This is a genomic window from Mesorhizobium silamurunense (assembly GCF_014843825.1).
Classification (GTDB): domain Bacteria; phylum Pseudomonadota; class Alphaproteobacteria; order Rhizobiales; family Rhizobiaceae; genus Mesorhizobium; species Mesorhizobium silamurunense.
On sequence record NZ_JHQR01000100.1, the window covers coordinates 16,776 to 28,318 of the forward strand.

Annotated in this window: 14 protein-coding genes; 6 read left to right on the forward strand and 8 right to left on the reverse strand. The window is 65.3% G+C overall.

All coding sequences use genetic code 11. The annotated features are described in order from the left end of the window. Window positions 1–46 precede the first annotated feature (46 nt). Together DH10_RS12025 and rsmI are read right to left on the reverse strand one after the other, a co-directional pair. Complete coding sequence (locus DH10_RS12025) at window positions 47–424, reverse strand: YraN family protein (protein WP_192255165.1); 378 nt, start codon at window positions 422–424, stop codon at window positions 47–49. A 60-nt stretch (window positions 425–484) separates the two neighbouring features. Continuing rightward, the gene (gene rsmI / locus DH10_RS12030; RefSeq protein ID WP_192255167.1) at window positions 485–1,375 is read right to left on the reverse strand and encodes a 16S rRNA (cytidine(1402)-2'-O)-methyltransferase; all 891 of its coding nucleotides are present in this window, start codon (window positions 1,373–1,375) and stop codon (window positions 485–487) included. A gap of 156 nt (window positions 1,376–1,531) precedes the next feature. Here rsmI and DH10_RS12035 point away from each other — a divergent pair, with 156 nt between their 5' ends. Next, the gene (locus DH10_RS12035) at window positions 1,532–1,720 is read left to right on the forward strand and encodes a hypothetical protein (protein WP_192255169.1); all 189 of its coding nucleotides are present in this window, start codon (window positions 1,532–1,534) and stop codon (window positions 1,718–1,720) included. Here the strand turns inward: DH10_RS12035 and DH10_RS12040 are convergent. From DH10_RS12040 to rph, 5 genes are all read right to left on the reverse strand, one after another. Then, the gene (locus DH10_RS12040) at window positions 1,717–2,037 is read right to left on the reverse strand and encodes a low molecular weight protein tyrosine phosphatase family protein (protein ID WP_192255171.1); all 321 of its coding nucleotides are present in this window, start codon (window positions 2,035–2,037) and stop codon (window positions 1,717–1,719) included. The two genes, DH10_RS12035 and DH10_RS12040, sit on opposite strands and share 4 nt — an antisense overlap. A gap of 442 nt (window positions 2,038–2,479) precedes the next feature. Continuing rightward, window positions 2,480–3,658: a radical SAM family heme chaperone HemW gene (gene hemW, locus DH10_RS12045; protein WP_192255173.1), complete on the reverse strand. Its 1,179-nt coding sequence runs from the start codon at window positions 3,656–3,658 to the stop codon at window positions 2,480–2,482. Next, window positions 3,655–4,332 (reverse strand): RdgB/HAM1 family non-canonical purine NTP pyrophosphatase, encoded by a 678-nt coding sequence (gene rdgB / locus DH10_RS12050; protein WP_192255175.1) that lies wholly within the window; start codon window positions 4,330–4,332, stop codon window positions 3,655–3,657. Before rdgB ends, hemW begins: the two co-directional genes overlap by 4 nt. After that, the gene (locus DH10_RS12055; RefSeq protein ID WP_192255177.1) at window positions 4,332–4,742 is read right to left on the reverse strand and encodes a VOC family protein; all 411 of its coding nucleotides are present in this window, start codon (window positions 4,740–4,742) and stop codon (window positions 4,332–4,334) included. Before DH10_RS12055 ends, rdgB begins: the two co-directional genes overlap by 1 nt. A 183-nt stretch (window positions 4,743–4,925) precedes the next feature. Next, on the reverse strand, window positions 4,926–5,642 hold the full coding sequence (gene rph, locus DH10_RS12060; RefSeq protein WP_192255179.1) for a ribonuclease PH: 717 nt from the start codon (window positions 5,640–5,642) through the stop codon (window positions 4,926–4,928). Window positions 5,643–5,775: 133 nt separating this feature from the next. Between rph and hrcA the strand changes: the two genes are divergently transcribed. The 5 genes from hrcA to cysK all read left to right on the forward strand — a co-directional run bounded on the left by hrcA (window position 5,776) and on the right by cysK (window position 10,463). Continuing rightward, window positions 5,776–6,858: a heat-inducible transcriptional repressor HrcA gene (gene hrcA / locus DH10_RS12065; RefSeq protein ID WP_192255181.1), complete on the forward strand. Its 1,083-nt coding sequence runs from the start codon at window positions 5,776–5,778 to the stop codon at window positions 6,856–6,858. A gap of 36 nt (window positions 6,859–6,894) precedes the next feature. Then, complete coding sequence (locus DH10_RS12070) at window positions 6,895–7,092, forward strand: hypothetical protein (protein ID WP_192255183.1); 198 nt, start codon at window positions 6,895–6,897, stop codon at window positions 7,090–7,092. 121 nt (window positions 7,093–7,213) lie between these two features. Then, window positions 7,214–8,563 carry a PQQ-dependent sugar dehydrogenase gene (locus DH10_RS12075; RefSeq protein WP_192255186.1) on the forward strand — a complete coding sequence of 450 codons (1,350 nt, stop codon included), beginning with the start codon at window positions 7,214–7,216 and terminating at the stop codon, window positions 8,561–8,563. A gap of 113 nt (window positions 8,564–8,676) precedes the next feature. Beyond that, window positions 8,677–9,294 (forward strand): LysE family translocator, encoded by a 618-nt coding sequence (locus DH10_RS12080; RefSeq protein WP_192255187.1) that lies wholly within the window; start codon window positions 8,677–8,679, stop codon window positions 9,292–9,294. 188 nt (window positions 9,295–9,482) lie between these two features. Continuing rightward, window positions 9,483–10,463, forward strand: coding sequence for a cysteine synthase A (gene cysK, locus DH10_RS12085; protein ID WP_192255189.1), 981 nt, complete (start codon window positions 9,483–9,485; stop codon window positions 10,461–10,463). Window positions 10,464–10,492: 29 nt separating this feature from the next. Here the strand turns inward: cysK and DH10_RS12090 are convergent. Next, on the reverse strand, window positions 10,493–11,543 hold a 1,051-nt coding region (locus DH10_RS12090), incomplete at its 5' end, for an RNA polymerase sigma factor (protein ID WP_192384750.1).

The window sequence follows — 11,543 nt, forward strand, 5'->3', positions numbered from 1 at the left end:
CGTCGCTTGCTCGCCGACCCTCCCCACAAGGGGGAGGGTAAGCCTCTCAATTCCTTCCATAAAACGCGTTCTCGACATGCACCGGCCAGCGCCAGGGCAGCACCGCCACCATGTCGAAGCGCACCGAAAGCCGGCCGTAATCCGGCTGTCGTGACAACCAAAGATCGGCCGCGCCCTCGATGCGACGCTCCGACGAGTGGGCGATCGCTTCCATCGCCTCCATCAAAGTCCGGCGCGCCTTGACCTCGACGAACAGCACGAGGTCGCCGCGCCGGGCGATCACGTCGATCTCGCCGAGTTTCGTGCGATGGCGGCGGGCTAGAATCCGGTAACCCTTCAGCATCAGCGCCAGCGCCGCCAGCCATTCGCCGCGATGGCCGCGCCGATAGGCTTTGCGCCGATGACCAACGGTGCGCTCAGCCACCGCGGGTTTCTCTTTGTTTGACCATGATCTTTTCCGAAAACCGGTTTCCACTTTTCGGGATCATGGTCTGTCCTTAAGCTCTAGCAGCCGCCGATAGAGCGCCTGCTTCTGGCCGCCGGTCATTTTCGCCGCTTCCGCTGCCGCCTTGGAGGCCGGCATTTCGGCGGCGAGCGACAACAGCAATCTGTCGATGTCGGCCGGCTGGTCCGCCGTGGGCTCCGCCGGGCCTACGCAGACCACGATCTCACCCTTAGGCGTATCGGCCGCCGCGTAGTGATCGGCAAGCTCGCCAAGCGTACCCGTTCGCATTTCCTCGAATGTCTTGGTGAGCTCGCGGCCGATCGCCGCTTTGCGCACCCCGCCGAGCGCCTCGACCATCGCGCCAAGCGTCTCGGCCAGCCGCCGCGGCGATTCGAAGAAGATCAGCGTCGCCGGCACCTGCTTGAAGCTTTCGAGCTTCGTCAGCCGCTGGCCGGCCTTGGCAGGCAAGAAACCGGCGAACAGAAAGGCATCGGACGGCAGCCCGGAGGCTGTTAGCGCGGCGAGCGCGGCGGACGGTCCGGGCACCGGCACCACGCGGACGCCGCGCTCCAGCGCCTCGCCGACCAGCCGATAGCCGGGATCGGAAACCAGCGGCGTGCCGGCATCCGAGATCAGCGCCACGCTCTGCCCAGCCGCCAGCGCCTCGATCAGCTTCGGCCCGGCCTCGGCGGCATTGTGCTCGTGATAGGCCGTGGTGCGGCGTCGGATGCCGTAGCGCTCGAGCAACACGCGCGAGACGCGCGTGTCTTCGCAGGCGACGATGTCGGCACTAGCCAGCGTTTCCAGCGCGCGCAGCGTGATGTCGGCAAGATTGCCGATCGGCGTCGCCACCAGATAAAGCGCCGGCGCCAGCGGCCGCGCCGGAATCTCGGTCTGCCCGATCAGATAGCTGCGTTTCTCGCCGGTCAAGAATAACCCTCCATTCACCCTGTTTGGCATGGCGCACGCCTGGTTGCAAAACGTGAAGTCGAGGCAAGCGGATCGCCATGCCTTCGCCACAGTGAGGAACGAAACCGTGGCCGGTCGATTTAATCCCTGATTCCCCGGAGGAGGCAGGACCGGACGATGCCCAATCGCTTCGATATCTTCATCAGCCGACTTGAAAGCAAAACCGCCCGCGAGGGCATACCCCCACATCCGATCGCCGCCCAGCCCGGCGCCCGCCGCGACAAGGCCGACACGAAGCCGGTCCGCTCCGGCGAAGCGCACACGGAAAAGACCCGCGGCAAGCACCGCCAGAAGCACGACGCCTAAAGGTATCGCGGCACCTTCGCCTCGAGCAGCCGCACCAGCTCCGGATCCATGAACTCGTAGTCGTCGGGGATGTCGAGGCAGATCACCCTGGCCCGCTTCAGGCTCGACCGGAACTTCTTCTGCAGCTTGGCGCGATGGGCCTTCTCCATCACGAAGATGATGTCGGCCCAGGCGACGAGTTCAGGCGTCAGTGGGTTTTCGGCGTCGTGATTGGTGCCGGCCGATTCGACCTCGATATCGCGCTGTTTGGAGAACACCTGCTCGGCGGTCGGACTGCGCAGACGGTTCTGGCTGCAGACGAAGAGGGCGTTTTTCAACGGTTGCTGGCGCTCCGCCGGTCGTGGCGGGTACGGTTACTCATCGAAGATATCTCGTATCGTTTTTGTCAGCGGTATGTACTGATCCTGGGTAAGTCCGTTCAGGTCAAATTCTATCAAATCGTTTTTTGCGATTGCTCTTAAATTTATCCCAACATAGGTCATAAACCTGCGCACAACGTCGAACTTGCTTAGACCCGATGATCTGTGCTTCTTTGACTTTTTGTTTCTGCTGAACACGATTTCTGTTTCATAGAAATCGTCGTACTCTCGGGACTTCGAAATCTCGCCCAACCCAAACTCGAAAACATCATCCGTGCAGCGTCTCATGGATCGGGAACTTCATGGCAGATCCTATTGGATGCACCGCAACGGCATTCGGTTAAGCGAACCGAACATCTCACATACCCGCATAGACCGATAAATCAGTTGGCCGCTGCGTTTACCGCGCCAAATCCGCCACCACTGCATCGAGCACGATCATCCCCGCAGTGGTGGCGCGCAGACGGGCGTTGCCGACCGGCGCCACCAGCCCTTCCTCCTGCAGCACCGCCAGCCTGGCACTCGAAAGACCACGTCCCGAGAGCGTCTCGTAGCGCTGAAGGTCGATGCCTTCGGCAAGCCGTAGGCCCATCAGCAGGAATTCGTCGGCCTCTTCCGAGCGTGTCAGCACCTCGCCGCCGGTGACGCCGTGCCCTTTGGCCTCGACCAGGTTGAGCCACGTCTCCGGCATCTTTTCCGCGACGGTCACGGTGCGGCGGCCGTTCTCGACGAAGCGGCCATGCGCGCCCGGCCCCACGCCGACATATTCGCCGTAGCGCCAATAGGTCAGATTGTGCCGGCTCTCGGCGCCCGGCCGCGCGTGGTTCGAGATCTCATACGCGGGCAGCCCATGTGCCGCAGTCACCTCCTGCGTCAACGCATAGAGATCGGCGGCATGATCGTTGTCGGGAAGGATGAATTTCCGCGCCGCGTGCAGGGTATGGAAGGGCGTGCCTTCCTCGATGGTGAGCTGGTAGAGCGAAAGGTGGTCGGCGGCGTGGCCGATCGCCTGTTCGAGCTCCGCCCGCCAGGCCTCCGGCGTCTGGCCCGGCCTTGCATAGATCAGGTCGAAGGAAAGCCGCGGGAAGATTTCGCGCGCCAGCCCGATTGCAAGCAGCGCCTCTTCGACATTGTGCAGCCGGCCGAGGAAGCGCAGATCCCTGTCGTTCAGCGCCTGCACGCCGAGCGAGACGCGGTTGACGCCGGCAGCCCGGTAGCCGCGGAAGCGCTCGGCTTCGACCGAGGAGGGGTTTGCCTCCAGCGTCACCTCGATGCCGGCGGGCACCGTCCAGTTCTTGGCCACCGCCTCCAGCACCGCCGACACGGTTTCCGGCTTCATCAGCGACGGCGTGCCGCCGCCGAGAAAGATGCTGGTCACCTCGCGCGGCCCGGTGCGGGCGCGCATGGTCTTGAGCTCCGTCTCGAAGGCGCGTGCAAAACGCTCCTGGTCGACCGGCTGGTGGCGGACATGGCTGTTGAAGTCGCAGTAAGGGCATTTGGCCGCGCAGAACGGCCAATGGATATAGACGCCGAAGCCGGGGCTGCGGTCGAGCGGCATGGTATGGCCGGTCCCGATCATTCCGAACCGAGCCGTGCCAAATCCAAGCGGGCTTGGGCGAATTTCTGGAAAGCGCGGGCGCGGTGCGAAAGGGCGGTTGCCTGACCGGGCTTCCAACCATGCTTTTGCTGAGCGCTCATCTCGCCGAAAGTCTTGTCGAAACCGTTCGGCAGGAATACCGGATCGTAGCCGAAACCAAGCGTGCCGCGCGGCGGCCATACCAGCGTGCCTTCGGCCTCGCCGCGATAATATTCCGCCTCGCCGTCGGGAAAGGCGAGACAAATGACGGCGACGAAGCGGCCGGTGCGTTGCGCCGGCTCGGTCGCCCCGACCTCCTGCAGCGCCACTTCGGTGCGCTGCATGGCCATGCCGAAATCGCGTGTGCCATCCGGCGTCTCGGCCCAGTTGGCGGTGTAGACGCCCGGCGCGCCGTCGAGCGCGTCGACGCAGAGGCCGGAATCGTCCGAAAGCGCCGGCAGACCGGTCGCCTTGGCCGCGGCATATGCCTTGATATAGGCATTTTCCTCGAAGGTCGTGCCGGTCTCGTCCGGTTCCGGCAGGCCGTATTCCTTGGCCGATTTCGCCTCGAAGCCGAACGGCGCCATCAGGTCGGCGAACTCGCGCAGCTTGCCTTCATTGTGGCTGGCGACGACGATCTTTTGTCCCCCAAAGGAATGAAAAAGTGGCGAATGCATCAGAGGCCCCAGATCCTTGGCTCGGCGAACTCGATCGAATTGCCCGACGGGTCGCGGATATAGATCGAATGTCCGCCCTGCGGCCATTCGAAATCGCTTTCGATGGCGACGTTCTTGGCCGCCAGATGCTTGCGCCACTGGGCAATCTCGTCGGCGCTTGCCGTGAAGCAGAGATGACCTTCGCCGGCCGTGCCGTGCGGCGGCACCTTCAGCCGGGCGTCCGGCGACGGCGGAATTTTGGTCGCTTCGGCGTTGAAGAGAAGCAGCACGCCGCTGCCGCAGCGAAAAAACACATGCCTACCCTCGACCTTGCCCAGCGCTTCGAGTCCGATGATGTCGCGGTAGAACACCTCCGCGGCTTGCAAGTCAGTGACGTAGAGTGCCGATTCTAAGATCGCGGACGGTGTCACGAGGCGCCCCCCTCTGCCCTGCGGGGCATCTCCCCCTCAAGGGGGGAGATTGGCTGTGGCTGCGCCGGCATCCCTCTTGCGGCGTTGGTGATTGGCGAAGGCCGAGACGCTATCTGATCTCCCCCCTTGAGGGGGAGATGGCCGGTAGGCCAGAGGGGGGTGCCTTGGCTCGGCATTTGGAAACTACGCCACCGCCATCTGCTGCAAGCTCACCAGCCGCGAAATGCCCTTCTTGGCGAGCGTCATCAGCGCGGAAAACTGCTCCTCGGAAAACGGCTCGCCCTCCGCTGTGCCCTGGATCTCGACGATGCCGCCCTTGCCGGTCATGACGAAATTGGCGTCGGTGCCGGCCGAGGAGTCCTCGAGATAGTCGAGATCGATGACCGGCTGGCCGTCATGGATGCCGCAGGAAATCGCCGCCACATGGTCCTTCAGCACCTTGGAGACGCTCGCCATCTGGCGGGCTTCCATCCAGCGCAGGCAGTCGTAGAGCGCCACCCAGCCGCCGGTGATCGAGGCCGTGCGGGTGCCGCCATCGGCCTGGATGACATCGCAGTCGACGGTGATCTGCTGTTCGCCCAGCGCCTGCAGGTCGACCACGGCGCGCAGGCTCCGGCCGATCAGCCGCTGGATCTCCAGCGTGCGGCCGCCCTGCTTGCCGGCGGAGGCCTCGCGCCGCATGCGCTCGCCGGTCGAGCGCGGCAGCATGCCGTATTCCGCCGTCACCCAGCCCTTGCCGGAATTGCGCATCCAGGCAGGCACCTTTTCCTCCAGGCTCGCCGTGCACAGCACATGCGTATCGCCGAACTTCACCAGGCACGAGCCCTCGGCATGCTTGGAGACGCCGCGCTCGAAGGAGATGGCGCGCATTTCATCGGCTTGGCGTTTGGAGGGGCGCATCAAGGCTCTTTCTGTTCTTTTCTCGGATTCGTCGGCGGCTTGTAGACGCATGCGGCGCATGGCGCAAAGGAAAATGGGCCGTTGCACCCGGAGCGGCTAAGTCTATATCTTTCGGTAGGAGGTTTTCGCCGGAATGAACAAGGCAGTCGATCCCGCGTCGCAGCCGCCCGTGCTTCAGTCGCTCGACATGCGCTCGCGCGATATTTTCCGGCGGATCGTCGATTCCTATCTGCGCGACGGCGAGCCGGTCGGCTCGCGCAGCCTGTCGCGCATCCTGCCCTCGTCGCTGTCGCCGGCCACCATCCGCAACGTGATGAGCGATCTCGAGCATCTCGGCCTGATCTACGCGCCGCACATCTCGGCCGGCCGCCTGCCGACCCAGACCGGGCTGCGCTTCTTCGTCGACGCCTTCATGGAGCTTGGCGATCTGTCCGACGAGGAGCGCCGCGTCATCGAGGCGCAGGTGCGCGCCTCGGGCTCGGGCGCCACGCTGGAACACATGCTGACCGAGGCCAGCCAGATGCTGTCGGGCATGTCTCGCGGCGCCGGCCTGGTGCTCGCCGCCAAGAACGAGGTGGCGCTCAAGCACATCGAGTTCATCCAGCTCGAACCCACCAAGGCGCTCGCCGTCCTGGTGTCGCAGGGCGGCGATGTCGAGAACCGGGTGGTCGACCTGCCGGCCGGCATCACCGTTTCCCAGCTGCACGAGGCCTCGAACTTCCTCAATGCCCATATCCGCGGCCGCACGCTCGCGGAGGCGCGGATCGAGATCGCCCGGATCAAGGACGAGACCAGGGCGGCCCTCGACACGCTGTCGCAGGACCTGGTCGAGAAGGGCCTCGCAGTCTGGGCCGGGGCCGAAAGCGGCCTGCCGGCGCGCCTTATCGTGCGCGGCCGCGCCAACCTTCTGGAGAACGTCACCGCCCAGGCGGACCTCGAATTGCTGCGCCATCTGTTCGAGGATCTGGAAACGCAGGACGGGCTGCTGCAGCTTCTCGACCTCGCCGAGCAAGGTTCCGGCGTGCGCATCTTCATCGGCTCGGAGAACAAGCTGTTCTCGCTGTCCGGCTCGTCGCTCGTGGTCGCGCCCTATCGCGACAAGGACGCGCGCGTCGTCGGCGCGCTCGGCGTCATCGGCCCGACGCGGTTGAACTATGCCCGCATCGTACCGATGGTCGACTATACGGCCCAATTGATTTCGCGCATGCTGAGCTGACCGGGAGCGGGCGGGGTCGCCGCAAGGAGGGTGGAAATGGCGCTGGAATCGCTCAAGGCCCAGATCAGCCTGTTGCTCGAGGAGATGGTGAACCAGCCTGAGGACGAGCACGAGGTGCAGGAGCAGCTGCGCGAGAAGCTCAGGGAAATGCGCGCCATGGGCCTGCCGCTGCCGGCCGACCTGGTCGCGCTGGAAAAGCAGCTCGACGACGATCTCGACGTCGAAGAGAGCTGATCTGCCGGTAATTTCCGTCAAATCTGCGTGCCCGCGCTTCTCTTTGGGGACGCCTGCCCGATATCTGCTGTCTGGTCGCGCCGATCGTGACAAGGCGCGTCGGCCATAGACGGAGCACAGCATGATACGGATCGCCGGCCTTGCGGCCCTTACCCTTCTCCAGGCCACCGGCGCCTTCGCGCAGCAGTCCGACCAGCCTTTGCTCACCGGCGCAAAGGCCTTCGGCGATTGGAAGGTTGACCGGCCCGGCCTGCGGCGTCTCATCAAGCCGGACGATCTCCCGCAGCCAAATGTCGCCGAATCCGCCTCGAATAGCGCCGGCCTCGCCGACCGCCCTGCGGATGCCAAGCCCGCCGTGCCGGCCGGCTTCTCTGTCGAACTCATCGCTTCCGGCATCGACAATCCGCGTGTCGTGCGCGTGGCGCCGAACGGCGACCTCTTCGTCGCCGACAGCGAGGCCAATCGAGTCAGGGTCTATCGGCTGGCGGAAGGCAGCGCGAAGCCCGCCGAGAAAGCCGTCTTCGCCAAGGGCCTCACCCAGCCCTACGGCATTGCCTTCTATCCGCCGGGCGACAAGCCGCAATGGGTCTATGTCGCCAACAGCAACAGCGTCGTGCGCTTCCCCTATCGCGATGGCGACATGCAAGCGTCGGGCAGGCCAGAAACGATCGTCTCCGACATCCCCTCAAGCCACCACTGGACGCGCGACATCGCCTTCTCGCCCGATGGCAAGACGCTCTATCTGTCGGTCGGCTCGGGTTCCAACACCGCCGAGGATATGGGCGCGAGCCCGAAGGGCGGTGTCGAGGAATGGGCGCGGTCCGAGCCGCTCGGCGCTGCCTGGGGCGCGGAGGAAGGCCGCGCCGACGTGCTCGCTTTCGACCCCGACGGCAAGAACCGCAGGATGGTCGCCACCGGCCTGCGCAACTGCTCGGGCATGACCGTGCAGCCGGCGACCGGCGCGCTCTGGTGCGTCGTCAACGAGCGCGACGAACTCGGCGACAACGTGCCTTTCGAATATGCCACCACCGTCAAGGACGGCGCCTTCTATGGCTGGCCCTGGTACTATATCGGCGACAACGAGGATCCGCGTCACAAGGGCGCGCGGCCCGACCTTGCCGGCAAGGTCACGGTGCCGGACGTGCTGATGCAGGCGCATTCGGCGCCGCTCAATATCGCCTTCTACGAAGGCGGCAACTTCCCTGCCGACTACAAGGGCGATGCCTTCGTCACCCTGCACGGCTCATGGAACCGCAATGTCCGCACCGGCTACAAGGTGGTGCGGCTGAAATTCAAGGACGGCAAGCCGACCGGAGAGTATGAGGATTTCGCCACTGGCTTCGTCATTGCCGACGACGCGGTCTGGGGCCGGCCGGTGGGCGTGGCGGTGGCGAAGGACGGCGCGCTGATCCTGACCGAGGACGGCAACGGCACCATCTGGCGCGTCACGCATGGCGATGGCCGGTCCTGAAGCGGCGCTGGTGCAACGGAATCCTGCTGCAAGGGAATTAACGCCGTCCCGGCGCCGTGGTAAGAGGCCGCCGCTCTGGATCCCGGTTGCGGGATAGCGCTAGGTCTCGAACCATGACACTGACAGGATTTCTTGCCTACAGCGCCGCCCTCGGCGTTGCCGCCGCCATTCCGGGCCCCGGCGTCACGGCGCTTGTCGCCCGCGCGCTCGGCTCCGGCTTCCGCTCGTCGCTGGCCATGTCTTTCGGCCTGATGCTCGGCGACATAACCTATCTTACCGCCGTCGTGCTCGGCCTCGCCTTCGTCGCGCAGACCTTCGGCATGGTCTTCCTGGCCATCAAATGGGCCGGCGTCGCCTATCTCGCTTTCCTTGCCTGGCGCTTCTGGACCAGCGGCATCTCGCCGGAGAACATCGAGGCGCGGAAGGGCAAGGGTGGCTTCGTGGCGAGCTTCATCGCCGGGCTGACCGTGACGCTCGGCAACCCCAAGACGATGATCTTCTATCTTGCCATCACGCCGACCATCGTCGACCTCAAGACGATCACGCTGGCCGACTACGGCATCCTGGTGGCGCTCACCGTCGTTGTGCTCTTCGTCGTGCTGGTGCCCTATCTGGCGCTGGCCGCCAAGGCGCGCTGGTTCCTGAAGTCGCCGCGCGCGCTGAAAGTTCTGAACCGCACCGCCGCCGGCTTCATGATGGGCGCAGCCGCGGCGATCGCCGCGCGTCAATAGGCTGCAATCTCAACCGGTCCCCATTTCGGCCAAGCCATTCCGAAAACGGGCCGATCCGGAAAATGCATTTCCGGCGCGGGGTGGTTTTCAGCAACCGCCCCACTCGGATATTTTCGGCTACCAGCCTATCTTGCGCGGCTGAAAGTCCTATTCTGTCTGCCTATGCCATTGCCTTGGGAGCGAAACCAATGAACAAGCCCGTCACTTCCGCGCGCGTCCCCGGCCGCGGCCGCATCTTCAACTCGATCACCGAGACGATCGGAGACACGCCACTGGTGCGGCTGGACAAGTTCGCCAGGGAGAAGGGCATCGTCGCCAATGTGCTGGCCAAGCTCGAATTCTTCAATCCGATCGCCTCGGTCAAGGACCGCATCGGCGTCGCGATGATCGAGGCGCTGGAGGAGGCCGGCAAGATTTCGCCCGGCAAGACCACGCTGATCGAGCCGACCTCGGGCAACACCGGCATCGCGCTGGCCTTCGCCGCCGCCGCCAAGGGCTACAAGCTGATCCTCACCATGCCTGAAACCATGTCGGTCGAGCGCCGCAAGATGCTGGCGCTGCTCGGCGCCGAATTGGTGCTGACCGAAGGGCCGAAGGGCATGAAGGGTGCCATCGCCAAGGCCGACGAGCTCGCCGCGACGCTCCCCAACGCCATCATCCCGCAGCAGTTCGAGAACCCGGCCAATCCGGAGATCCATCGCCGCACCACGGCGGAGGAGATCTGGAACGACACCAATGGCGATGTCGACATCTTCGTCGCCGGCATCGGCACCGGCGGCACCATCACTGGTGTCGGCCAGGTGCTGAAGAAGCGCAAGCCCTCGCTGCATGTCGTGGCGGTCGAGCCGGAGGCCTCGCCGGTGCTCTCCGGCGGCCAGCCCGGTCCGCACAAGATCCAGGGCATCGGCGCCGGCTTCGCGCCAAAAATCCTCGACACCTCGATCTATGATGAGATCGTCAGGGTCTCGAACGAGGATTCGGTCGCCAATGCCCGTCTCGTCGCCCGTCTTGAAGGCGTGCCGGTCGGCATCTCGTCGGGCGCGGCACTCCAGGCGGCGATCGTCGTCGGCTCGCGGCCGGAAAACAAGGGCAAGAACCTCGTCGTGGTGATCCCTTCCTTCGCCGAACGCTATCTCTCGACGATCCTGTTCGACGGGCTGGGGGCTTAGTCTGCTCTCCCCTCGAGGGGGGATTCGCCTCAGTTCCGCACGAGCTTCCCCCGTTCGGCCTGCAGGAAACGGCGCAAGGCCGGATCGCGCTCGAGGCCGACGGCCTGGTCGTACGCTTCGGCGGCCTCGGCCGATCTGCCGAGCCTGACCAACAGCTCGGCCCGAGCCGCCCAATAGGGCTGGTACTCGGCAAGCCGCTTGTCGCCGCCGACCCCGTCGAGCGCGGCTAGGCCCTCTACCGCCCCCTCGGCTCCGGCGATCGCCACCGCGCGGTTGATCGCCACCACCGGCGAACCGGCAATCGCCATCAGCGCATCGTAAAGCTGGCGGATCGCCGACCAGTCGGTGCGGCCGGTCCGCCGACGCGCCGTATGCGCCGACTGCACCGCGGCCTCCAATTGGTATCGGCCGATGATTCCTCTGGCCGCGGCGCGCCTGAGCAGCGTTTCCGCCTCGTCGATCAGCGTGTCGTCCCAGAGCGCGATGTCCTGTTCTGCAAGCGGCACGAAATCGCCTTCGGGGCTGCGCCGCGCCGCACGCCGGGCTTCGGCGAAAAGCATCAGCGCCAGAAGCCCGAGCGTTTCCGGTTCGTCCGGGATCAGCGACGCGACCAGCCGGCCGAGCCAGATGCCTTCCGTGGCCAGGTTGCGCCGTCGCGTCTCTGTGCCGGCCGGATCTGACCAGCCCTCGGCAAAGGTGGCGTAGATCGCTTCCAGCACGGCGCCGAGCCTTTCACCGAGCTCGGCCCGCTCCGGCACCCGGAAGGGGATGCCGGTCTCGCGGATGCGGTTCTTGGCGCGCACGAGGCGCTGGCCCATCGTCGCCGGCGAAACGAGGAAGGCCGAGGCGATGGTCGCCGCGTCGAAGCCCAGCACAGTCTGCAGGATCAGTGGGGCGCGCACGCCGGGTTCGATTGCCGGATGGGCGCAGGCAAACATCAGTCTGAGCCGCTCGTCGGGCAAATCCTCATTCGTCATGCGTGCCTCCGCCTCTTCGGCAATCAGCTGCAGGTGGTCCCGAGCCGCCTCGCCGGTCAGCCGCCGCCGCACGGCGTCGACGTCGCGCCGGCGCGCCACTGCG

Coding starts and splice junctions, on each gene's coding strand:
- DH10_RS12035 (WP_192255169.1), top strand. CDS start 1,532: ATGCCCAATCGCTTCGATATCTTCATCAGCCGACTTGAAAGCAAAACC.
- hemW (WP_192255173.1), bottom strand. CDS start 3,658: ATGATCGGGACCGGCCATACCATGCCGCTCGACCGCAGCCCCGGCTTC.
- rdgB (WP_192255175.1), bottom strand. CDS start 4,332: ATGCATTCGCCACTTTTTCATTCCTTTGGGGGACAAAAGATCGTCGTC.
- rph (WP_192255179.1), bottom strand. CDS start 5,642: ATGCGCCCCTCCAAACGCCAAGCCGATGAAATGCGCGCCATCTCCTTC.
- hrcA (WP_192255181.1), top strand. CDS start 5,776: ATGAACAAGGCAGTCGATCCCGCGTCGCAGCCGCCCGTGCTTCAGTCG.
- DH10_RS12070 (WP_192255183.1), top strand. CDS start 6,895: ATGGCGCTGGAATCGCTCAAGGCCCAGATCAGCCTGTTGCTCGAGGAG.
- DH10_RS12075 (WP_192255186.1), top strand. CDS start 7,214: ATGATACGGATCGCCGGCCTTGCGGCCCTTACCCTTCTCCAGGCCACC.
- DH10_RS12080 (WP_192255187.1), top strand. CDS start 8,677: ATGACACTGACAGGATTTCTTGCCTACAGCGCCGCCCTCGGCGTTGCC.
- cysK (WP_192255189.1), top strand. CDS start 9,483: ATGAACAAGCCCGTCACTTCCGCGCGCGTCCCCGGCCGCGGCCGCATC.